This is a genomic window from Arthrobacter sp. B2a2-09, from assembly GCF_027587375.1.
In the GTDB taxonomy this organism is placed as follows: domain Bacteria; phylum Actinomycetota; class Actinomycetes; order Actinomycetales; family Micrococcaceae; genus Arthrobacter.
Genome location: NZ_JAMXIC010000014.1, coordinates 15167 through 38431, shown reverse-complemented (window position 1 = coordinate 38431; position 23265 = coordinate 15167). Strand labels below are relative to the sequence as shown.

The following is a 23265-nucleotide window of genomic DNA, read 5'->3' as shown; positions in this document are numbered from 1 at the left end:
TTGGAGAACGGGCACGACTGCCCGGCATCCAGTCCTGATGTGACACAGGTTACTCCTCGGAGGAGGCGAGCGCCTTAGCTCGGCTTGAGTTCGTACCCCGTATCCTCGTGGTCCGCTTCAACGGTGGGCTCGTGGTGGATCCGGGCCTCCATGGTGCTCAATCTTCCGCCGCCGCCACCCCAGTGCAAGGCAATGATTTCGGCGGCGATGGAGACGGCTGTTTCTTCCGGCGTGCGGGACCCGAGGTCCAGGCCGATCGGGCTGGAGAGCCTGGCCAATTCGGCCTCGGTCAAGCCCGCTTCGCGCAGCCGTTCCAATCGGTCGTGGTGCGTGCGCCGGGATCCCATCGCCCCCACATAGGCCACGTTGTGGCGCAAAGCCAACTCCAGCAGCGGCACGTCGAATTTTGGATCATGCGTCAGCACGCAAATCACAGTGCGTTCATCCACTTGGCCGGCACTGATCTGCGCCTGCAGGTAGCGGTGCGGCCATTCCACCACTACCTCGTCCGCCTGCGGGAACCGTGCAGCCGTTGCGAAAACCGCGCGTGCGTCGCAGACCGTCACCCGGTAGCCCAGGAAGGTGCCTTGCTTGGCGACGGCGGCGGCGAAGTCGATCGCGCCGAAGACCAGCATCCGAGGCTGAGGGGCGAAACTGAGGGCGAACACGCGCATGCCCTCCCCGCGCCGCTGCCCGTCCGGTCCGTACATGAGCGTGGCGTTGCGGCCGGCGGCCAGCAGGCCCTGGACGTCGTCGGATACCGCATGGTCTGCCCGCTCGCTGCCCAGGGAGCCTACGAACCCCTCCGGGCGGACCACCAGGTGGCGGCCCAGCCACGCCGGATCGGGGTGTTCGATCACGGTGACGATGGCAACCGGGCGGCCGGCACCGACGTCGTCCGCTACCTGAGCCAATTCCGGGAAGATCTCGGTGGAGACGGGCTCCACAAAAATGTCCAGGATCCCGCCGCAGGTCAAGCCGACCTCGAACGCGGCGTCGTCACTGATCCCGTAGCGCTGGAGTACCGGCCGGCCGGACTCGACCACCTTGGTGGCCAGTTCGTAGAGTGCTCCTTCGACGCACCCGCCGGACACCGAGCCGACCGCACTGCCGTCGGCGTCGACCATCATGGCGGCCCCGGCAGGCCGCGGTGCGGAGCGGAAGGTGCGCACCACCGTTCCGAGTCCTACTGTGTGGCCTGCCGCGATGGCGGCGACCAGATCGTCCAAGACCTCACGCATTGGCAACCACGTCCAACAACTCCTCGAAACTCTGCATTGAGTGCCCCCCTATAAAGAAGTCAACGTGCGGCAGTACCGCCCTGATTCCCCGCTGCAGGGGCTCGTACCCCGCTTTGCCCCGGTGCGGGTTGGACCAAATGATCCGCCTTGCCAGGTGGTGGAGCCGCTCGGCCTGGCGTCCCAGCAGTGCCGGGTCGCCCCGCTCCCAGCCGTCGCTGGCAATCACGACGACGGCGCCGCGCACCATCACGCGCTGGCCCCAGCGGTCGTTGAACGCACGCAGCACCTCTCCAAGCCGGGTTCCCCCGGACCAGTCGGGGACCGTGCGGCCGGCGAGGGCCAGGGCATTGTCGGGATCGGGCACCCGCAGTGCGCCGGTCACGCGGGTCAGCCGGGTGCCAAGCGTGAACACTTCCACCTGGCGCGGGGCGGCTTCCACTACCCGGTGGGCCAAGCGCAGCAGGCTGTCCGCATATGGCGCCATCGAACCCGAAACGTCGATCAACCAGACCATCCGGCGGGGTTTGCGCGGCGCCCGGGCGCGGCGCAGCGGCCCCGGTTCCCCGCCTCGGCGCAGCTGGTCGCGCAGGGTCCGCACGCGGTCGACGTCGCCGTGCCGGTCGAGGTGTTTGCGTCGCGTCTGCCGGGTAGGCAGGCGTACGGGCAGCTCCTCGAACATTCGGTGCAACAGCGCCCGTTCCTCGTCATCCAGGACGGCTACATCACGGTGCCGGAGCAACTCCCGGCGGCTGGCGAGCGCCCGCAACTGTTCCCGCCCAGCTTCCGGGCCGCCGTCGTCGTTGTCCAAAGCGGCAGCGCTGACGGACGTGGCGGATGTCTCGAGGCGTTGGGCGGCGGAATGTTCCACGGCGAACCAGGCCTCAAACGTCCGCTGGTAGGCGGGCAGATCCTCCGGCGAGGCGCACAGCGTGGCCCGACCGGCCCAGAACACGTCCGAGCGGCTGCCCAGCGCGAGCCTGCCAACGGCGTCGACGAAGCTGCGCGAGCGGTCCGCGGTCACTTTCACGCCGGCCGCGCGTACCGCGGCAGCAAAGGCCAAGAGAATCTCTTCGGCGCTGTGGCCGGGGCTCTGTCCTGCCGGAGGCATGGGCTCAGCCGAGCATCCGGGACAGGGCCGCCGAGACCCGCTCGGTGTCTTCGCGGTACTTGCACAGCGCGCCGATGCTGGCCGCGGCCGAGGCCAGGTCCAGCTCGGCCCGGCCGAGTTGGTGCAGCGCTCGGGCCCAGTCCAGGGTTTCCGCCACCCCGGGAGGCTTGAGCACGTCATCGGTGAACCGGATCTGTTGCACCACGCGCACTACCTGCTCGGCAAGGAGCGCGGGCACCTGGGGGAGCCGGGTGCGCACGATTTCCACTTCGCGGGCCAGCCCTGGGTGGTCGATCCAGTGATAGAGGCACCGGCGTTTGAGCGCATCGTGCAGGTCCCGGGTCCGGTTGGAGGTGAGCACCACGATCGGCGGGGTCTCGGCCTTGACGGTGCCGAACTCGGGGATGGAGACCTGATAGGTGGAGAGCACTTCCAGCAGGAACGCCTCGAACTCGTCGTCGGCCCGGTCGATTTCGTCGATCAGCAGCACGGCCGGGCTTTGCTGCAGCGCCTTGAGGATGGGCCGGGCCAGCAAGAACCGTTTGTCGTAGAGCGAGCTTTCCAGCTCGGCCACGCTCAGCCCCGCGCTCATTCCCGCGCCGCCGCCGGCCTCCACGCTGCGCAGATGCAGGATTTGGGCGGTGAAGTCCCAGTCATACAACGCCTGCGAGGCGTCGATTCCCTCATAGCACTGCAAGCGGATCAGCGGCAGCCCGAACCCTTCCGCCAGGGCCTCGGCCAGGGAGGTTTTACCGGTGCCCGGTTCGCCCTCCAGTAGCAGCGGCCGTTCCATGCTCAGGGCGAGGTAGCCGATGGTGGCCAGGCCGTCATCGGCAAGGTAGCCGGTGGCAGCCAGCATTTCGGCCAGCGCTGTGGCGGAGCTGATCGACGTCTGGGTCATGGCACCAGCATAGGGTCACTGGCGGGGCTGCGGTCCGGTGTTGGCTCTGACGACGCGAAAGGCGCGTTCGGCTATCCGCCGATGTACGACATCTCGATCTTGTGTGCCCCGGTGGGGTCCTTGGGTGTTTGGGCGCCGTCCCGCGGTGTGCGGGCGCCGCGCAGTTCCGAGTAGCGGTCCGTGCGGCCGCCCCAGAGGGCGGACAACGCCGTCGAAAGCTCGACGTCGGACGCGCCGCCTCTCAGGAGTGCCCTCAGGTCCGTGCCGGCTGTGGCGAAGAGACACGTGAACAGTTTCCCGTCGGCGGAGAGCCGGGCCCGCGTGCAGCCGCGGCAAAAGGCTTGGGTCACGCTGGAAATGACCCCGATTTCGCCGCTGCCGTCCGCGTAGCGCCAGCGATCCGAGGTTTCGCCGGGGTAGTTGGGCGCCACGGGCTCCAGCGGGAACACCGCGCCGATACGGGCCAGGATCTCGGCTGAGGGCACCACTTCATCCATTTTCCAGCCGTTGGACGCACCGACGTCCATGTACTCGATGAACCGCAGAATGAACCCGGATCCCTTGAAGTGGCTCGCCATGGGAAGAATGTCCTGGTCGTTCGTCCCGCGCTTGACCACCATGTTGATCTTCACCGGCCCCAGTCCGGCGGCCTGGGCAACGTCCGCAGCGTGCAGGACCTTCGCCACGGGATAGCCGACGTCGTTCATGGCCTGGAAGGTCTCCTCCCGCAGGGAGTCCAGCGAGACCGTCACACGGTTCAGCCCGGCATCCTTGAGGACCTGCGCTTTCTGAGCCAGAACCGAGCCGTTCGTGGTCATGGCCAGGTCAGGCGCCAGCCCTTCGGGAGTGCGCAACCGGGCCAGCATCCGGACCAGTTCCTCGATGTCCTTCCGCAGCAGGGGTTCCCCGCCGGTCAGCCGGATCTTCCGTACCCCGTGTCCGACGGCGATCGAGGCCAGCCTGGTGATTTCCTCAAACGTCAGCAGCTGGTCCCGTGGCATGAAAACGAAATCCCTGCCGAAAATCTCTTTGGGCATGCAGTACACGCAACGGAAATTGCACCGGTCCGTGACGGAAATCCGCAGGTCCCGCAGGGGCCGGTGGAAGGTGTCGGTGATGGAATTGCCGTCCATGCAGCGCCTCTCAACGCGGTAGTAGTGCCAACCGCTTGTGCCTCTCCCAGCGTATGCCCGGTCCCGTGCGCTCACAATGGACTCGGCGCGAGCGTCCGGAGGATTTCATTTCGCACGTCCAGTGGAGAGGGCGATGGCGTGGGCGCGATCCCGGGCGCCTAATTTTGCGAAGATGTCATTGACGTAGGACTTGACGGTGCCTACCGAGAGGTAGAGTTCTGCCGCAATCTGCCGGTTGTTTTCGCCGGCGATGATGTGGTCGAGTACCTCGGCCTCGCGGGGCCTCAGTTGGGGGAAGCGTTCCCGGGAAGAGCGGGGAGCTGCGAATTGGCTGGCGATGCGTTCACCGACGTCGCGGGCAAACGTGACCTGACCGCTGGCTGCGGCACGCACGGCGGCGGCCAGTTCATCCCTTCCGGCATCTTTTGTGAGGTAGCCGCGAGCACCTGCGGCGAGCGCTGCCGCGATGGAGGTGTCGTCGGCGTAGGTCGTGAGGACAATGACCGCTGTGCCGGGCATTTCCGAACGGAGACGGGCGGTTGCTTCCGCGCCGCCCAGTACGGGCATGCGTAGGTCCATGAGGACGACGTCGGGAAGCGTACGTCCGGCGAGGTCGATTGCGTCTGCGCCGTTGGCTGCTTCACCGACGACTTCCACGTCTGGCAGCAGGTCCAAGAGCGTGGCGAGCCCTTCCCGGACGATGGCCTGATCGTCTACGACCATCACCCGGATCACTTGGGCACCCCGAGGGTGACCGTGAAGGGGTCACCGCTATCGATATGCACTCGACCTCCCAGTGCCTCCACCCGTTCGCGGATTCCCAGCAAACCGTGGCCGCCTCCCACGGATCGGGGTGGAGCTGTGACGCGGGGGGCTGCGACCCGCAACAAAGTTTCCTGGCCGTTCGAGAGGCTCACCACAACGGTTGCGCCGGGGGCGTGCCTGCGTGCGTTGCTCAGCAATTCCTGGGTTGCCCTGCGAATCACGTCTATAACCTCAGGTTGTTCAGATGCGGGTCCAGTGATGTCCAGGTCGGCATGACCCCCGAGTTCGCGGTGGGCTTCGACAAGTTCACGCACGACGGCGCCAGCGTCGGTCCCTGGATCCCGGAGAGCGGCGACCGCCCTTCTCGCTTCGCTCAGGCCGGAGGCCGCAAGGGCGCGCGCCCGCCGTGCTCGATCAAGCGCGGCCTCGGGTCGATTCACCTCAAGTTCGGCTTCCAGGGCATCGAGTTGGATGACGAGTCCGCCCAGACTGTGCGCGAGAACGTCATGCAGATCCCGGGCTATTCTGCTTCGTTCCTGAAGAGCCGCGGACCGGCTCCGTTCCTGGGCGGCCGCCAGGCGGTCCTCGAGTGCGGCACGTTCGGCGGCGTCTGATGTCCGGCGCTGACGAAGGCCCCAGGCCGACACGGCCACGAACGCGAATGTCCCGAATGCGGCGACGGCGCTCTCCCAAGTCTGCGACGGCTGGATGATTGCTCCGGCAGCTACTGCGAGGAGCGAAAGGAGCATGGATGCGGCCGCATGGCTTGGTGGCCGATTGTTCGAAGCCACCACTATGTAGAGCGCGGCGATTGCGGGGGCGTATCCAAGAACTCCGGTTGGACTGGCCGCGATGGAACCGCCGAGAATCATGACAGCAAGCAGGACATCCTCGAAGCGTGACCCGTCCCTCGCTGCAGTTGAACGCACGATCCACGCAACCAGCGATGCGAGGGCTGCCCAGACGAGCCATGGTTGGGCGGCGTCCGGCAACTGCCTCACAAGGCCAACACCCACCACGGCGACGATGGTTACAGTGGTGACTGTTGAGATGGGTGGGTGCCGCCGTGGCCCAGCCGCAGCGTGTGAAGTCATGGAGACATTCTCATCGGACGCGCACGGGTTGTCGATTTAGGCGGCTTGTGATCACGAGGGCCCTGGCCGCACGGTTCAACCCGATGGCGAGGAAGATGGTGCCGAAGGCAGAGGCCAGCTCCAGTCCGAGGTCGTGACTGAGGAATCCGAGACCGACGCGCACAGCAATGACGGCGAACCAGAGCAGCAAGCCAGTCCAACCGGTACGGGACTCTGTTGTCACAGGTCCTCTGGGTTGCCGTCTCCGGGCCATCATGCGGCGACGGGTCTCATCCGTTACCGGACGAAAACGCGTGAGTACACCCATCAGATATCCCGCGCCTGCAGCCACTGCAGCTTCGACGCCGATGATTACGACGTCGAGCGGAGTCACGGAGACCCGGGCTGAATTCAGGGAGACTAAGCCGAACACAACGAAAACCAGCGGTCCACGCCACATCTTCTGGCTTTCTACGGGTTGCCAGGTGACCTGACGAGTGCAGATCCACACGAGGGCTCCAACAGCTAAAAGGATTTCCAGAGTGCTTTGAATTGACATACCTCAATCGTTGCCGTTTGGCAGTTTCATGGACACCACCCAGGGGTAGACCCCTGCGTGGTGGTTTCGGGGGCCCTGCTAATCGTTGCCGTCGACTTCGCCGTCTTTGGGGGCCAGCCAGTAGGACGAGCCGTCCGACGTGCGGCTCACGATGCCGGAGTCCACGAGATATCGCCGGAGCATTGGCACGTCTCCAGTGAACCGGGCGAGGCGCTCGTTGAGCTCTCGCTCTGCCATGCGCTCGCTTGTGTCCAGGACACGCTTGGCTACCCAAGCGAGCAGCTTGCGTCGTTCCGTCTCTCGGGCAGGATAGCGATCGATGCGGCCGTCCGCCGTCAAGAAGCGTTCGACGCCGGGCTTGCTGGGCGCCGGCGAGAGGCTCGCCAGCGCGTCTCGGAAGACATGCTCGGGAATGCGGTAGCGGATGCCGCCTTCGGTCTCGACCGTCTCGACCAACCCCGCTTGGTCCAGGAGCTTGAGCGCCCGTGCGAGTCTCGCTGGCGAGAGCGAGCCGCCCGGGGTTCCGCCAACGCTGATCTCAGCGAAGACCCTCCGGGCCTCGGCGTTTGCTAGTGCCGCGAGGAGGCGCCGCACATCCGGCGTCGTCAATGAGTCGCTCCCCATGGGCCCAGCATAGGCACAAATGGACACAAATAGGCGCCGGGCCGATACGGCTAGCGGCAGATTATCCGCGCGCTCGCCGCCGCAGTTCTCGCGGGAGGGCGGCGCGCCGTCGTGACCTTCTTTGGTTTGGGAAAGCGCTTGCGACACGGCGAGTCGCGTCATTCCGGGTCTTTAGCGCGGCAAACAAGGTCAGGAAGGACATGCCGACTCCACCCAGGCCGCCGGATCCACCGTTTATGAGATGTCCCGCAAGAGGGCCGCTCCGATCACAGGAGCGGCCCTCTGGCCTTGTTCGTCTTCTATTGTTGGTGCGCGCTCACGGCCGTGTGGTCGTGCATGCGCGTCGGGTCGCGGCGGGTCTTACGGACCATTCCGGTCCCCGGGCATCAGAATCCTCCCGACGTCGCGCCGGCAGGCCCTGAGGATGGAGTCGTGAAGGTCGAGTTGGAGCCTGACTGCCAGGCGTCTGCGGAGGCGGGGTAGTTGGCTTCCTGGCGCTTGATGCATTTCCATTCGATGGCGGTGTTCGGCGGGAGATCGCTGATCGTTCCGGTCCAGGTGGGGTAGGAGGCAGGGTCGAGCTTGACGGCGCTGGCCGGTGACCAGTTCCCCAACTCGGGGACGTTGCCTACGACGTAGACCGACTGCCCGCTGCTGGTGGTGCCGTTTGAGCAGGTGAAGCTGGCTGATACCGGGGTCTGGCCGAGTGTGAACTGGAAAGACTTCGCGGTCCCGACCGCGGTGCTATCGGATTTAGCGACGACGAGGTTCCCTCCGGCGTTGTACCAGCCGCTGGCGGCGGCATCAAAGGCTGCCTTGTTTGCGTACTGGGTCAGCGGCATTCCGTTTAGCGTTACGGCGGAGGCCTGGGTTTCGTCGGTGACGAGCTGGACGACGTTCTGGCGGCTGTCCGGCGCTCCGGTGTAGGTGCCGGATGATGCGGCTATGTTCACGGTTTCGGTGGACCCTGACAGTTGCTGGGTGATACCGGTGAGGCGTTGCGCCCCGCTCTGGTAGTTGACCGACTTACCGTCGTCTTCGGTGAGGGTGAAGTTGGAGGCGTTGGTATCGGGGTAAACCTGGGCGACGAGCTCGTTGCGGGTGGTGGCGTCAGTGCGGGCGCCGGTGACGTTCATCGTTTTGTCGTCGACGTACATCTTGGGCAGGATAGCTCCGGCCTTGGCGAATGCGGGGAGCTGGAAGACTCCGTTGGTCCACTCGGGCATGTTGTTCACCCACTGGCCAGTGCTGACGTACTTCTTGTTGGTGTGGTAGTCGTACCAGGTTCCGGCGGGCAGGTACATGTTCCTCTGCCGTTCGCCCGATGCAGCGACGACGCCGACTAGCATGTTCGGGCCGATCATCTTCTCGCTGCCCATGGTGCGGACGTTGGGGTCGTTCTGGTAGTAGTACACCAGCGGTGGGGCGAGGGGGTCTCCGGTGCTGTAGGCGTTGTGCGCCACGGAGTAGTAGTAGGGGGTGAGCTCGTAGCGCTGGCGGAGGTTGGCCAGGTTGCTGGGGACGTCGCCGATCTTATCGGGGGCTGTCTGCTGGCAGTTGCAGGTGTTGTCGGTGTGGGGGCGGATCGGGACATCGAACCATGCAGAATTCGCGAACCACTGGGTGTAGATCTCGTTGATGTCGGACCCGGCGATGGCCTCGTCGCGGTGGAAGCCGCCGATATCGGAGCCGAAGTAGTCGATGCCGGACATCGACATCTCCATCTGGACGTTGGTTTGATCTGCGAGAGCGGTCATGCGGGTGGCGATGTCACCGGACCACATGGCTGCGCCGTCGCGCTGGATACCGGCGGCTCCGGAACGGGAGAGCAGGAAGGGCCGCTGCGTTGAAGAAGCGGCGGTGTACCCTTGGGCGACGCTATTGGCCCATTCCAGGGCATACAGGTTGTGATAATCGGCCTGGGCGTGTTTGCCGGGCAGCAGGCCGGCGGTCCAGTCGTTGGAGTCGTACATCTCGGGCTCTCCGAGATCGAGCCAGTGGCCGAGGATGCCCATGTTGACCAGAGGCTGTTCTTTGGTGGCGGCCCAGTATGCTCCGGCGGCCGGCTGGGTTCTGTCGATCATGCTCCCGCGGCCCCACCAGTCGTTGGCGGTGAGGTAGACGGGGTCGCAAGTGGGGCAGCCGGCACGGGCGAGGAAGCCTTGATTGGCCAGGTTGGTGTACTCGGGGAGTCCCTTGCCGATGTAGGACTCTTCGATGGTCATCAGGCCGATGCCCTGGTTGTCGCGGTAATCGGCGATCTTGGCCGGGGCGTTGGGGAAGTTGGTCGGGTCGAACTGGAGGGTGCCCATCTTGGTGTTGTCGGAGCCTGCGGTGACGCCGCCGAACCATTGCAGGTCGAGCATGAATCCGTCGACGGGGAACTTGTCGGCGCGCAGGCCGGCCAGGGTGTTGTCGATCTCGGTCCAGTTCTTGTAGCCGTATTCGGAGTTCCAGAGCCCGAATGCCTTCTGCGGAGGCACCGGCGGGTGGCCGGTGAGGTTCATGTAGCTCTTCCGCAGCTCGGGCAGGCTGGGACCGGCCATGACGTACCAGCGCAGCTGGTCGCCGTAGGTGTCCATGGTCCAGGGGTCTGCTGTGAGGTTCCAGTCCTGCTTGTAGACCTGGTCGACGAAGAGTCCGTAGTTGGCGTTGTTGGCGCCGACTGCGAAGAGGACGGGGATCTGGGTGTTGCCGACGGGGCCGTTGTCGACGTCGTAGTTCATGGTGTTGCCGTAGGCGCCGGGGGAGGTGCGGTCGACTCCGACCCTGTCGCCGTCGGCGTTGCCGCCGGTGAAGAATTCCTCGCCGAGGCCGTAGGCGTTCTGCATGGCGGACTTGGTGAAGGACAGCCCCTTCCACGCAGATGTCAGGTTCCGTGGGCAGACTGTGTGCAGCAGCAGGGCTGGCGTCCGGGTCGTGTCCGTGACGTCGGCGCACATGGTCGTGGTGTTGACGCTGACCTGGATGTGCGCGGTGCTGGCGGTCGAGGCGGTCTGGGTGAAGGCGGTGGGGCCCGCGTAGCTGGTCGAGGCGACTTGGTCTGTGGTGGGGATGGCGACTCCGGCGCCGGGCCCTGATCCGGTGCCCATCTCGAAGTGGACCAGATCGTCGTTGAGGAATTCCGCGACCAGGTAGTCGCCGGCTCCGGTGAACTGGACGCGCTGGATCCCTGCCGCGTGCGCCGGGACGGCGGTCACAAAGGTGGCCCCGGCGCTGGAGGCGAGCAGCATGAGCACTCCGACGAGGATCCCGCTCAGGCTGTTTCGGCGCCGGTCTCGGCGTGGGCCGGTCATGGCCTGCCTACCGTGAGGTTGTCGAGGTTGATGGCGGCTGTGTTGGCCGTGTCGTATGAGATCTTCACCGAGTGCCGTCCTGAAGTGAGGGTGGTGCTGATGGTTGCGTTGCCCCATGTGTCCCAGTTGGCCAGGCTGGGCAGTGTGAGGGTTCCAATGGAGGTTCCGTCGACGTAGATGGTTCGTGTGGCTGACCCGCCGGTGGCGTTGGCATAGCGGAAAGTGAGTTGGTGGGTTCCGCTGGCGTTTGCGCTGATGTCGAATGTGAGGGAGGAACCGGCGGCCGTGAAACCGTCGACGAAGCCGGTGCCGGTGTATCCGGCGTGGTTGGTGTTGGTGGTGGTTCCTGTTGCTGTGGCGAATTCCGCTTCGTATGCGCTCTTGTTGACCCCGGAGAGGATCACGGTGCGGGTGGTTGTTCCGGAGGCGATTTTGATGAGGGTGAACTGCTGGACGGGATCCCAGTACCAGCCGGTAGAGGCGGCAGTGAGGCCGCTGAGCGTGCTGTAGGCGGTCAGGGCGATTCCGTCGACTGTGATGCCGCTGGGGACGGTGGTGTTGACCTGGAGCGTGACGGCGGTGCCCAGCGCGGGCACGGTGGCGGTGACTTGGTGGCTGCCCCAGTCCTCGGTGCTGGTGACCTGCTTGACGGTGCCGGCGGCGTCGTCGAAGTAGTCGGCCGAGGTGGATCCTGCGGGGTAGATCCGGAAGACAAGGTTCGCGTAGTTGTAGACGTCGTTGCCGATGCTTCCTCCGTATTCGTAGTTGGCGTTGAGGTTCAGCGGGATGATGGCGCCGTCGCGGGCGTAGACCGGGATGGTGGAGGTGTCGGCGATGTAGGTCTTGTTGCCGGGACCGGAGGCCTTGCCGCCGTTGGTGACGTCGTGCCATTCCCCACCGGGGAGGTAGAGCGTGACCGAGGTAGCCCCTTGGGTGGTGATGGGGGCCACGAGCAGCTGGCGGCCGAACATGTATTGCATGTCCAGGGGCGCTGCCGAGGCGTCGCCGGGGAAGGCCAGCCGCATGGTCTGCAGCAGGGGCAACCCGGTCAGGGAGGCGTTCTTGGCCTCGGTGTAGATGTAGGGGATCAGGTTCATCCGCGTGTTGGCGAACTTGCGGAACGTGGGGACCACCGTTGTATCGCCCGTGCGGGACTGGACGTTCCAGGGGGTCCGGGTCTCTGAGGGGCTGGGATCGGATTTCTCGGAGTGGTATTGCATCATCGGGGAGTAGGTTTGCTGGGCGGCGGCCCGGAGGTAGAGCTCGCTGCTGGGGAAGGTCCCGGTGAATCCGGCCATGTCCCACGCCCAGAAAGGAATGCCCGACTCCCCGCCGCTCAGGCCCGCACGCAGGGCCTGCTGGAAGGCCGAGAACGTCGAGGCTTGATCGCCGGCCCAGTAGATGGAGTGGGCCTGTCCGCCGGCGGTCCCGCCGCGGCTGAACAGGACCCCGTTGCCGTTCTTCTTGGTCTGAACGTAGGTGCCGTAGGCGCCGGTGTAGGCGTTGGTGTACCCGTTGTGCATCTCGTCGCCCTTGCGGCCGTCGGAGAAGGAGGCGTTGCGGCCGAAGACCATCTCGCCGCCGTCGGTCTTCATCCCGTCGATGCCGACATCATCGAAGAGGTAGGCGCGCTTGCTCATCCACCAGGACGTCGCCGCGGCGTTGGTGAAGTCCGGCATGGTGCTGTCCCCGAACCATTCCCCGGTGGGGATCCGGTATTGCCCGCCGGCCCCGTCTCCGATCAGGTAGCCCTGGGCGGCTGCGTAACTCTGGTCGTTGAGGTGCTGCTGGGGCGCGGTGGCGGGGTTGGTGCTGAAGTCCTGCTTCAGGACCGGGACCTGCCACAGGACGACTTTGATGTTCTGGGCGTGGGCGGCGGCGACCATGGCCTTGGGGTCGCTCCATTCGCCGCCCGACGGGAAGGTGAGGTCGGTGTAGGCCAGGGCACCGCTGCCAGGCTTCGCGGTGTAAGTCGCACCGTGCCAGACGTAGAAGGTGGCCTCGTCGCTCCACTGTTCCAGGACCAGGACGCTGTGCGGGATGTTGTTGCTGGTGACGTTGGCGAGCTCGTTCGTCACCTCGGTCTGGGTGTTCCACTCGTTGGCGGACATCCACAGGCCGAAGGCCCATTTCGGGGGCAGCCACGGGCGTCCGGTGAGAGAGGTGTAAGCATCCAGGATGTTTCCCTGGGTACCCGTGAGAAAGTGATAGTCGACTGTGGAATCGAGCGCGCCACCGGTGTCGACGGTGAAGCCGACCATGTCAGAGAGATAGGTGCACACGTTGAACAGCGAGTAGCGCGTGCTCGGGACGTACACCCCGTAGCCTGCCGAGTTGGTGAAGAACGGCACCGACATGTAGGTGCGGTGAGTGGGGCCTTGGTCCTGGTACTGGTTATAGACGTAGTTGTCGACGTCGTGGCCGCGCTGGTCCAGGTAGTCGTACCGTTCGCCGAAGCCCTCGAACCGTTCTCCCGCCGGGGTCAGCCAATGGTCCTCGATCTTGGTAACTGTGGTGGCGCCGTCGCTGGCCCATCCGGTGTTCCGGAATATGGCCGGGTCATACTGCTGGGCAATCAGCGTGGTGCCGTCGGCCTTGTAGACGGAAACGCGGTAGGGGCTCTTCTGGATCTTCACCTGCAGCGCGCTGGTGACCAGCTGCAGCGTGGTGCCGGTGTCGGTGACTGAGTAACCCGTGGCGCCTGTGATATTCAGTCCGGTGCCGTGGGGTGCGATCTGGACATGGAAGCGGTCTGGTGCGGGGAAGGTGTAGCGGATCTTGGGGGAGAAGCTGCCGGAGGTGTCGCTGACTGTGACATCGACCGAGGTGCCGTTGTCGGTGTAACCGCTGACGTTGCCGGTGCCTGACCAGTCGGTGACGGCGAAGCTGAACGGACCGCTGGTGATCGCGCCTGCGCCGTCGACGTTCGCGTGGACGGTGTAGGTGATTTGGTCGCCTTTCGCGAAGGAGCCGAGGTTGACCTTCCAATAACTGTTGTTGCCATTGTTGGAGTCGAAGGAGCACCCAACGTCAGTCTGGGCGACCCCGTTCTTCGTCCAGGAGACCCAGCATGTCTGTCCGGGAGAGATCGGCCATGTGGTCGAGTGCAGCTGGACCGTCTGGGTGGACATCGGGTCGCGCGGACCGCGTTCGGTTGGCGTGGTGCTGTATAGCTGGTCGTAGCCGGTTGGCCCGTGGAAGACGCCGGTGAGGGTGTCAGCTTTGGCCGATTCTGCGCCGAAGACCGCCGGTAGCAGGGCCAAGGGCACCGCGCCCAGGATGCCGAGGACGGCTGTGCGGCGGGATATTGTCGGCGTGACTGAAACGGACATCGTTGCCCTGCTTTCTTTTGAGAGTGAAGCTCACCCAGCGGTGCGGCCGATAAGGGTCGGCTCGTCGCTGTTCAAGCGGAGGTTGGGTTCGAACAGCTCGTTGAGCAGGAGGCTTGCGGCTCCGCGTGCCCAGGCCTCGTCGTCCCAGGCTTCGGCGTGGATCGAGAGTCCGTCCTGCAATCCGTCGAAGACGGTCTCGTTGAGCGCCCGGCGGAACGCGGGCATGATGAGGTCGAGATTATGGGTACCTTCGCCGGCCAGGAGGAGCCGGTCGGGGTTCAGGATGTTCACGACGTTGCCGACAGCTCGGCCCAGATGCTGACCGGCCTCGGCGAATACCCGTGCTGCATGTTGGTCCCCGTCCCGGGCCATCGTGCCGGCCTCGTCGACCGTGACGCGCCGTCCCAGCTCACCCGCGAGGTATCCCAGGAGGGCCGGCTCGCCGATCACGGCCTCCAGGCAGCCGCGGCCACCGCACTCGCATTCCGGGCCTTCGGGAACCACTTTCATGTGGCCGAACTCGCCGGCACCTCCGCGGCTGCCCCGGAACAGGCGCCCGTCGAGCACCATGCCCATGCCGACGCCGCGTCCTATGGTCACGAGGGCGAAGTTCTTCACGCCCCGTCCGGCCCCCCAGCTCTGCTCGCTCGCCACCAAGGCGTTGACGTCGTTGTCGATGAGAACAGGCAACCCGATCGCCTCTGAGAGGCGGCTGGCGAGCGGTTCGTTGTGCCAATCGAAGTATGTGGCGTGGCGCACACTTCCCGCATCGCGGTCGATCACCCCGCCCATGCCGAGCCCAACGCCGAGGATCCGGCCATGGCCGGCCGGAGCAAGCGCTTCGACTGCATTGACGATGCCTGCGACTACCGCGCCGGGCGTCGGGAACGCCAGCGCGGCGTCGGCTCGGGCCACGACGTTGGCGTCCAGGTCCGTCAGGACGCCGATGGCTCGGTTCTCGGTCAGTTTGATGCCGACTACGTAGCCGGCGCGTTGACGCAGGCCAAGGAGCACTGGTGGCCGCCCTCCCGCCGAAGCGGCGGTGGCCCGTTCTTCGACGAGGCCTCGGTCTATGAGCCGTGACGTGATGGCAGTGACCGTCGGGCCGCTGAGCCCGGTATTCCGGGCGATGTCCGCGCGGGAATGGAGCGACTCTCCGCGCAGCTCGGCGAGCACGAGGGCCTCGTTGATCTCCCTGATCAGCCCTTTGTTGCCTGCCCGGTCGATCCTCACAGCGTACGCACCTTTCCGAGGTAACTAAATTAAGTCGCCGAACAAACGATAAGGGAGTGCCCAATCCTCCGCAAGAGGAATTTTCTGCTCGTTTCAGGAAACAGTCTCGAACTTAAGAGAGACCCCTTGACGTGAGCCGCGTCATAGTTCTAATCTTCATTTAGTCGTAAATAAAGGAGAATACAATGGTTCGGCCGAGCGGCAACGCTGACGTTACGCGGTCTGCGATCCTGGCATTTCTTGGTACTTCCGGAGGCGCTTCCCGGGCTGACTTGGCAAGGGCACTTGGCGTCTCCCCGGCCCTCATGACCCAGCTCATCAAAGAGCTCATCGCCGATGGCCTCGTGAGGGAGCTGTCGATGTCTCCCTCCAACGGCGGTCGTCCTGCCCGGATGCTGGGCTTGGCCACCGCCGCCGGGCGCGTGGTGGGTATGAAGATCTCGAAGGACCATGTTGCCTTCGTTGAAACGGAACTTAGCGGGCATGTAGTCCGGTCAGACAACAGGGCATACGACGCTTCCTCGATCACCTCGCTTTCCGACGTTGTCTCACTCGTCCATTCATTCGTGGGCGAAGACCGTGTCACCCCTCTTCTGGGAATAGGTGTCGGTGTTCCCGGATCGGTGGACGCACAAGGTAGTGGTGTTGTTGATTCAAGCCTCCTTGGGTGGCGGCAGGTACCGCTTGGAGCCGTTCTGAGCCGGGAACTCCGTGTTCCGGTCCTGGTGGAAAACAATGTCAACGCCCTCGCTGTAGCCGAACGGCTCTATGGGTCAGGCCGCGAGCATGCCGAGTTTCTGGTGGTGACGATCGGCGAAGGCGTCGGCGCAGGCTTTGTCACCGGCGGCGCCGTCGTGCGCGGCAGCAGGGGCGGTGCCGGCGAAATCGGTCACATACCCGCAGTTGCGGATGGACCTCTTTGCACCTGCGGCAACCACGGATGCATTGAGGCCCTGATCGGGGAAAAGACACTCGTCACGCAGGCGCGGCAATCCGGAATCATTTCGTCGTCCGCCACCATGGCAGATCTGCAAGAGCGCGCAAACGACGGCGACCCCCTCGCCCAAGATATCTTCCGGGAAGCCGGTCAGCCTCTGGGTCGAATCGTCGCTGGTCTCGTGCAGATCCTCGATCCGGAAATTGTCATTGTCAGCGGGGAAGGAACCCGCGCATGGCGCCACTGGGCAGCAGAATTCGAGCGATCTTTCCGGGGTGCCCTGACGGCAGACCGCCGGAGCATTCCCGTGATCGTCGAGTCCTGGGACGACGAGGCCTGGGCGCGCGGAGCAGCCGCGCTCGTCGCGTCTGCGCCCTTCTACAGCGAAGAAAGCTCCGGTGAGCAGGGGAGACAGGTTCGTGCCCGGCTCACCCACGTACCGGCGGAGGTCGGAGGATTGTGACCGCACTACAAGACTCGAGGTCCGGCAATCCCGGACCCACGGCAACTATGAAGCGCTACCGGGGACCCGGGATTCAGCGCAAAGCCACCGGCCCGCGTCTCAAATACGGGCTGACTGTCGCAGCGTTCCTCATCCCGAGCGCGTTGCCACTCCTGTTCTTCACCATCATTCCCATGTTTTCCGCGTTTTGGATCAGCCTGAACCAATGGAATCTAGTCGGCCCGATGAAATGGGTGGGCCTCGGGAACTACGGCAAGCTCATCGGCGACCCCGGCACGCAGGGAGCCTTCCTGCACACTGTCTACTACATCGTCGGATACCTGCCGCTTGTGTACATCGGCGGGCTGGCCATAGCTCTTGCCCTCAATTCCCGAATCAAGGGACGCAGCATGATGCGCGGCCTCTACTTCCTCCCCGTGGTGACCAGTTGGATCGTCGTGGCGCTCGTCTGGCGTTGGCTGCTGAATCCCAGCACGGGAATCGTCAACTGGCTGCTTGGACTCATCGGCGTGACAGGGCCGGGGTGGTGGACAGATCCGGCATGGTCCATGCCTTCGATCATCGTGGCTTCTGCGTGGAAGGACCTCGGCTTTGTCATGGTGATTCTGCTCGCCGGCCTCCAGGCCATTCCGGAGGACCTGTATGAGGCCGCGACAGTCGACGGCGCCGGCCGGTGGAGGCGGCTGTTCAGCATTACGCTCCCCATGCTTTCCCCCTCGACATTCTTTGTCATTGTGTTATCGCTTATCAACGGATTCCAGGTCTTTGACCAGGTCTATGCCATGACCGGCGGGGGTCCCAACAACTCTTCCCAGGTTGTGGTCCAACAGATTTACGACCTCACGTTCCGGTACGGCAGGGCCGGCGAAGCATCGGCACTGTCGTGGCTACTGTTCCTTTTCATCCTGGTCATCACCCTGATTCAGGTGCGCGGTCAAAAGAAATGGGTGCACTATGCGTAAGCAGCGTCCCTCGATCACCCTGAACATTCTCGTCCTCGTTGGCGCCCTCATGATGGTCTTCCCCTTTCTTTGGGCGTTCGTAACGTCCATCAGCCCCGGCGCAGGCCTCTCCGCGACGCCACAACTCATCCCGGAGAACCCATCACTGTCCGCATACGCTGAGTTGCTCCAACGGCTCCCGTTTGCCCAGATCGTGCTCAACAGCCTGATCCTTGCCATCCTCACCACGGTGTTCCAGCTTGTCACCAGCTCACTGGCCGCCTACGTCTTTTCCAGGATGCCGTTCAAAGGGCGCAACGCGGTGTTCGCCGTGTATCTGGCCACCATGATGATCCCGATGCAGGTGCTGGTCGTCCCGTTGTTTGTGGAGATGAAAAGCCTGGGCCTTATCGATACCTATCTCGGGGTGCTGTTGCCGGGGATCGCCAGCGCCTTCGGAGTGTTCCTCCTACGGCAGGCAATGAATTCGGTGCCGCAGGACCTGGACCAGGCCGCGACTTTGGACGGGGCAGGCCACTTCCGTATCTTCGGCCTCATTGTGCTTCCCCTGGTCCGTCCGGCGCTGGCCACACTGACGGTGTTCGCGTTCCTAAATAGCTGGAACAGCTTCCTCTGGCCGCTGATTATCCTGCGCACTCCCGCAATGAAAACCCTCCCCGTGGCGTTGGCGGGACTGCAAGGCCAGTACACCACCCAGTGGGACATCGTGATGGCCGGATCAGTGGTCAGCGTCCTGCCAATGCTCGCCCTCTATATCTTCACCCAGAAGTACATCATCCAAGGGGTTGCGGGCACCGGACTCAAATAGACCGGATCGGCCAGTTTCCTCACCTATCAATGGAGATACACATGAACAAGAAGCCCCTGGTTTCGCTGGGCCTCGCTCTCACCGCAGTCCTGGCCATGTCAGGCTGTGGATCGGCAGCAAGTACTAACTCTTCAAGCACCGAAAAAGTAACCATCAAATACTCAAACTTCATCTCGAACGGTGGCAACGAAAAGAACCTGGACACCATCGTTCAGGCCTTCGAGAAGGCCAACCCGAACATCACGGTCCAGGTCACTACGTTGCCCTACAAGGACTACGCCACGGCGCTCCAGACAGACCTGGCCGCCGGGACCCAAGCCGATACTTTCGACATTGAATACGCGAACCTGCGTTCCTACGTGGCCAATGGGGCCGTCGCCCCTCTCGACGGAGTTGACGGTTCCAAGTACAAGCAGTCCTTGCTGCAGTCCTACCAGTCGGACGGCAAGCAGTACGCGCTGCCCAGTTCCTTCTCCGACGTCGTCCTCTACTACAACAAGGCACTCTTCGACGCCGCCAAGGTCGCATACCCCACGGCCAGCTGGACCTGGGCCGATGAAACGGCTGCTGCGAAGAAGATCACGGACAGCGGCGCGGGTGTCTATGGAGACTTCCAGAACGTGAGCTTCTACGAGTTCTACAAGGCACTCGCCCAAACCGGTGGCAAGTTCCTCAACGACGACGGCAAATCCGTCGCCTTCAACTCGCCCCAGGGCATCAAAGCCGCTGAATGGCTTGCAGGCAAGAGCGGAACGACCATGCCTACACCCGCCCAAGGCGCCGGGACCCCGGACTTCGACACGAAACTGTTCAAGGACGGCAAACTTGGCATGCTCCACAGCGGCATCTGGGTGGCCAGCAGTTTCGCCGATTCACCCAAAAGCTGGGACATCGCCGTCGAACCCGGAGACACGCAGAAGGCAAGTGCGGAGTTCTCCAACGCCATCGGGGTTTCTGCCAACTCGAAGAACAAGGCCGCAGCCCAGAAATGGGCCGAGTACATGACCAATTCAGACGTCATGGCACAGACCCGCATCGGCGCTGGATGGGAACTTCCCGCCACCTCCGATGACTCAGTCCTGAAGCCCTATCTCGCAAAGGACAAGCCGGCAAACCGCAAGGCTATTTTCGACGCCCTTGACAACGTCGCCCTCCCGCCGGTCATCGGCGACAACCAGCAAAAGATGGTCGACATCATCACCAATGCTCTTGGCGAAGTCGAAGCGAAACGCTCCACTGCTGCCGATGCCCTGAAGGGTGCCGCGGACCAAATCAACGCGCTGCTGAAATAGGCCGGGCACAGCCCGAACAAAACCGGTGAGCGGGCCGCGGTAGCAGCGTAAGCTGCCGGCACCGCGACCCGCTCACCATTTGAAAGAGAAGCCAATGATCGACAAATCAATGCAAGGTTCAACGGTAACGCGCAACGGAGATCCCGCGGTCCGGTCGATAGTCCAGGCCGGCATCCGGCTCATCCTGGAACAGCAGACCCCTGGCGGCGCCTACCCGGCAAGCCCGTCGTTTTCCGCCTACGCCGGGTACTGCTGGTTCCGCGACGGCTCATATATCGCTGACGCCATGTCCGCCGCCGGGCACATCGAATCCGCCGAACGGTTCTTCGATTGGTGCTCGAATGCCTTGACTTCCCGAGCGGGAAGGATCCGCCGTATTGTGGCTGAAAGCCTGGCCGGCAGGCCGGTGGCCGGTGATCAAATGCTGCCCACGCGTTTCACGCTCGACGGGGCCGAAGGAAGCGATGACTGGTGGGATTTCCAGCTCGACGGATACGGTACATGGCTTTGGGCCTTGGCTGAGCACAGCGCCCGCCATGACCGGCCGCTGGAACGCTGGACTGAGGCCATTGACCTCACCATCGACTACCTTTCTGTCTCCTGGCAACGGCCTTGCTATGACTGGTGGGAAGAGTCGGCCCAGCACGTGCACGTGAGCACTTTGGGTTGCCTCGCCTCCGGATTGGCCAGCATCGCCCAAACCGGGCAGATCGAGGAGTCACTCTCAGAACGGGCTGCCTCGACCGCGCACCAGATCCGCCGGCGAGTCCAAGACGAAGGTGTTCAGGACGCCCATCTCACGAAATGGCTGGGAACAGACACGGTGGACGCCAGTCTCCTCGCACTGATTGCTCCGATGAACTTCCTGCCCCCGCACAGTCCCTTGAGCGCAGGGACCATCGCGGTCATCGAAGAGCAGCTCACCGTCGACAACGGCGTTCACCGGTATCTCGCCGACACCTATTACGGCGGTGGTCAATGGCCCTTGCTTAGTTGCTTCCTCGGGCTGGCCCAGGCCGCTTCCGGAAACAGAACCAGAGCCCATGAGCTCCTGGAATGGGCCGCGTCGACCGCGGGCGCGAACGACGAACTTCCCGAACAGGTCGACGATCACCTTCTTGACCCCGATTATCTTCAACCTTGGAACGAGCGCTGGGGTTCCTCGGCAAATCCGCTTTTGTGGAGCCACGCCATGTTCATCCGTCTCGCCATTGCCCTCGGCGTCCCGTACGACACCGCCGATCCGACTCCGGCTCCAGCAGCGAAAGAGAGCGCTAAATGATCCGCCACAAGCCATTCGGCTCCGGCCACCCCTACGTCGCCGACACCGATCAGCGCAGCCCGTCCCATCCGGTCGCGGGGGAGTCTGTCACCTTGGGCGTGCGAACCTCCCCGGAACTGACCGACGTGATCTGCGAACTCGAAGTCACCGGTCGCGACGGCACCGTCACGAAACTGACCGAAACCCTCGAACGGGTACCGGCGGCGTCGCGCGGACAAGTCATCGATGGCGGCCACCTCGCATCCGCCCAAGCCAAACTCGCCCGGTCTGCCAGCGGGTGGCAGATAACCCTCGCGCCACCGGAGCCCCAGGCAACATACAAATACCGCTTCACGGCGCAGATCCGAAGTGGCGGGACACAAAAGACGCAGTGGTTCAGTTTTAGCGCCGCCACCTGGGCTGCCGCCAGCCAGGCTGTTAACGTCATTGGAGCTGACCGTGTGATCGCCGACTCCGTTGAGGTGTTGCATGACGGTGTCCGGTCTCTGCGTGTTCGTTTCGCGCTCCCGTTGGCCTTGAACGAGCGTGTCACCGGCTTTGGAGAACGTTTTGATGCCCTCGATCACCGGGGGTCCAAGCTGGACGCGGTCGTCTTCGAGCAATACAAGAGCCAAGGAGCGAAGCGGAAAACCTACCTGCCGATGCCATTTGCCCATGTAGTAGGCGGAGAGGGCTGGGGATTTCACGTCGAAACTTCCCGACGTACGTGGTACGACATCGGCGCCTCAGACGAAAACCGCCTTATCATCGAAGCCGAGGTCGGCCCGGAACCCCTGAACCGGGACACTCTTCTGAACCTGAGGTTCTTCGAAGGAACGCCAGCCGCGGTCCTGAAGTCCTTCCTGTCCGTCGCCGGCAGCGCCAAGGAGTTGCCTGATTGGGTGTTCAAGCTCTGGGCCAGCGGTAACGAGTGGAACACCCAGGCAGAAGTCATGCGACAGATGGATCTGCACCGGGACACCGGGATTCCGGTCGGATCCGTCGTCGTCGAAGCGTGGAGCGACGAGGCTACATTCACAGCGTTCCGCGACGCTGAGTACGAGCCGAATCCCGATGGTTCACCCCACAGCCTGCGCGACTTCACCTTCCCCGAGCATGGTGCCTGGCCGGATCCGAAGGCCATGGTCGATGACCTTCACGCCCGGGACATCCGGGTGGTTCTGTGGCAGATTCCGCTTATCAAAATGCGGCCCCACCCGCAAGGACAAGCCCGATTCGACGCCGAAGCTGCGGTTCGTGAAGGGCGGCTCATCCGTGAGGAGGCCCCGGATGGCAGCCTGCGTCCCTACCGTAACCGAGGGTGGTGGTTCCCGCTCAGCCTGATGCCGGACCTAACCGATCCGGAAGCCGCCCGATGGTGGACGGAGAAGCGACGCTATCTCGTCGAGGAAATCGGCATCGACGGATTCAAGACCGACGGCGGAGAACACGCCTGGGGCGAAGAACTCCAGTACCTGAACGGAATGCGCGGAGACGAAGGAAACAACCTCTTCCCGGTCGCGTACGCCAAGGCCTACGGTGACCTTCTTGAATCCGCAGGAAAGGCACCCGTCACCTTCAGCCGCGCCGGGTTCACCGGTTCCCAAGCCCACGGAGCCTTCTGGGCAGGGGATGAGAATTCCACTTGGGACGCATTCCGTTGGTCCCTGTTTGCCGGACTCTCCGCGTCAGCAAGCGGAGTCTTGTACTGGGGCTGGGACTTCGCCGGCTTCTCTGGCGATGTCCCGACCTCGGAACTCTACCTGCGGTCGGCTGCAGCAGCGGTTTTCGTGCCCATCATGCAGTACCACTCCGAGTTCAACCATCACCGGAAGCCATCGAGGGATCGCACTCCGTGGAACATTCAGGATCGAACCGGGGATGAGACTGTGATCCCTGTGTTCCGGGAACTCGTCGAACTGCGCGAACGCCTCATCCCCTATCTGGCAGAGCAAGCCCGCAGGGCTATCGACACCGGAGCCCCCCTGATGCGCCCGCTGTACTTCGACTACATCCAAGACGAAGAGGTATGGAAGCACCCCCTGCAATGGATGCTCGGTGAAGACCTTCTTGTCGCTCCCGTCACCGACGAGGCGGTCCGCACATGGACGGCATACCTTCCCGGCGGCAACTGGGTCGATGCCTGGACAGGAGAAACATACGCCGGCCAGCGAGTAGCCGAGGTACCCGCTCCACTGAACCGCGTTCCTGTCTTCGTGCGGGCGGAAGCCTGGAACGAGATGAAGGACGTTTTCACCGCCCCGGCCTGATCAAGAA

Annotated in this window: 17 protein-coding genes; 6 read left to right on the top strand and 11 right to left on the bottom strand. The window is 63.9% G+C overall.

The window, feature by feature from the left end:
- Nucleotides 1–74 precede the first annotated feature (74 nt).
- The 11 genes from NFJ07_RS15310 to NFJ07_RS15260 all read right to left on the bottom strand — a co-directional run bounded on the left by NFJ07_RS15310 (nucleotide 75) and on the right by NFJ07_RS15260 (nucleotide 15265).
- Nucleotides 75–1241, bottom strand: coding sequence for an XdhC family protein (locus NFJ07_RS15310; RefSeq protein ID WP_269995587.1), 1167 nt, complete (start codon nucleotides 1239–1241; stop codon nucleotides 75–77).
- Nucleotides 1234–2349, bottom strand: a complete 1116-nt coding sequence (locus NFJ07_RS15305; protein WP_269995586.1) for a vWA domain-containing protein — start codon at nucleotides 2347–2349, stop codon at nucleotides 1234–1236. Before NFJ07_RS15305 ends, NFJ07_RS15310 begins: the two co-directional genes overlap by 8 nt.
- 4 nt (nucleotides 2350–2353) lie before the next feature.
- The gene (locus tag NFJ07_RS15300) at nucleotides 2354–3250 is read right to left on the bottom strand and encodes an AAA family ATPase (RefSeq protein ID WP_269995585.1); all 897 of its coding nucleotides are present in this window, start codon (nucleotides 3248–3250) and stop codon (nucleotides 2354–2356) included.
- Between the two features lie 71 nt (nucleotides 3251–3321).
- A complete protein-coding gene (gene moaA, locus NFJ07_RS15295) occupies nucleotides 3322–4383 on the bottom strand; it encodes a GTP 3',8-cyclase MoaA (RefSeq protein ID WP_269995584.1) in 1062 nt (353 codons plus the stop codon).
- 105 nt (nucleotides 4384–4488) lie between these two features.
- Complete coding sequence (locus NFJ07_RS15290; protein WP_269995582.1) at nucleotides 4489–5106, bottom strand: response regulator transcription factor; 618 nt, start codon at nucleotides 5104–5106, stop codon at nucleotides 4489–4491.
- Between the two features lie 8 nt (nucleotides 5107–5114).
- On the bottom strand, nucleotides 5115–6242 hold the full coding sequence (locus NFJ07_RS15285; RefSeq protein ID WP_269995580.1) for a sensor histidine kinase: 1128 nt from the start codon (nucleotides 6240–6242) through the stop codon (nucleotides 5115–5117).
- Nucleotides 6243–6252: 10 nt separating this feature from the next.
- Entirely contained in the window at nucleotides 6253–6780 is a 528-nt protein-coding gene (locus tag NFJ07_RS15280) for a hypothetical protein (protein ID WP_269995578.1), read from the bottom strand.
- Between the two features lie 78 nt (nucleotides 6781–6858).
- Complete coding sequence (locus tag NFJ07_RS15275) at nucleotides 6859–7404, bottom strand: DUF2087 domain-containing protein (RefSeq protein ID WP_269995576.1); 546 nt, start codon at nucleotides 7402–7404, stop codon at nucleotides 6859–6861.
- A 386-nt stretch (nucleotides 7405–7790) separates the two neighbouring features.
- Nucleotides 7791–10700: a TIM-barrel domain-containing protein gene (locus NFJ07_RS15270; protein WP_269995575.1), complete on the bottom strand. Its 2910-nt coding sequence runs from the start codon at nucleotides 10698–10700 to the stop codon at nucleotides 7791–7793.
- Nucleotides 10697–14032: a TIM-barrel domain-containing protein gene (locus NFJ07_RS15265; RefSeq protein WP_269995574.1), complete on the bottom strand. Its 3336-nt coding sequence runs from the start codon at nucleotides 14030–14032 to the stop codon at nucleotides 10697–10699. The genes NFJ07_RS15270 and NFJ07_RS15265 overlap by 4 nt, the downstream gene beginning before the upstream one ends.
- 30 nt (nucleotides 14033–14062) lie before the next feature.
- Nucleotides 14063–15265: an ROK family transcriptional regulator gene (locus NFJ07_RS15260; RefSeq protein WP_269995573.1), complete on the bottom strand. Its 1203-nt coding sequence runs from the start codon at nucleotides 15263–15265 to the stop codon at nucleotides 14063–14065.
- A 185-nt stretch (nucleotides 15266–15450) separates the two neighbouring features.
- On the opposite strand from NFJ07_RS15260, the gene NFJ07_RS15255 reads away from it, so the two are divergent.
- The 6 genes from NFJ07_RS15255 to NFJ07_RS15230 all read left to right on the top strand — a co-directional run bounded on the left by NFJ07_RS15255 (nucleotide 15451) and on the right by NFJ07_RS15230 (nucleotide 23258).
- On the top strand, nucleotides 15451–16665 hold the full coding sequence (locus tag NFJ07_RS15255) for an ROK family transcriptional regulator (RefSeq protein ID WP_269995572.1): 1215 nt from the start codon (nucleotides 15451–15453) through the stop codon (nucleotides 16663–16665).
- The gene (locus NFJ07_RS15250) at nucleotides 16662–17627 is read left to right on the top strand and encodes a carbohydrate ABC transporter permease (protein ID WP_269995571.1); all 966 of its coding nucleotides are present in this window, start codon (nucleotides 16662–16664) and stop codon (nucleotides 17625–17627) included. The genes NFJ07_RS15255 and NFJ07_RS15250 overlap by 4 nt, the downstream gene beginning before the upstream one ends.
- Entirely contained in the window at nucleotides 17620–18435 is an 816-nt protein-coding gene (locus NFJ07_RS15245) for a carbohydrate ABC transporter permease (RefSeq protein ID WP_269995570.1), read from the top strand. The genes NFJ07_RS15250 and NFJ07_RS15245 overlap by 8 nt, the downstream gene beginning before the upstream one ends.
- A 41-nt stretch (nucleotides 18436–18476) precedes the next feature.
- Nucleotides 18477–19727: an ABC transporter substrate-binding protein gene (locus NFJ07_RS15240; RefSeq protein ID WP_269995569.1), complete on the top strand. Its 1251-nt coding sequence runs from the start codon at nucleotides 18477–18479 to the stop codon at nucleotides 19725–19727.
- Between the two features lie 94 nt (nucleotides 19728–19821).
- Nucleotides 19822–21009, top strand: a complete 1188-nt coding sequence (locus NFJ07_RS15235) for a glycoside hydrolase family 15 protein (protein WP_269995568.1) — start codon at nucleotides 19822–19824, stop codon at nucleotides 21007–21009.
- Nucleotides 21006–23258 (top strand): glycoside hydrolase family 31 protein, encoded by a 2253-nt coding sequence (locus tag NFJ07_RS15230; RefSeq protein ID WP_269995566.1) that lies wholly within the window; start codon nucleotides 21006–21008, stop codon nucleotides 23256–23258. Before NFJ07_RS15235 ends, NFJ07_RS15230 begins: the two co-directional genes overlap by 4 nt.
- Nucleotides 23259–23265: the final 7 nt, after the last annotated feature.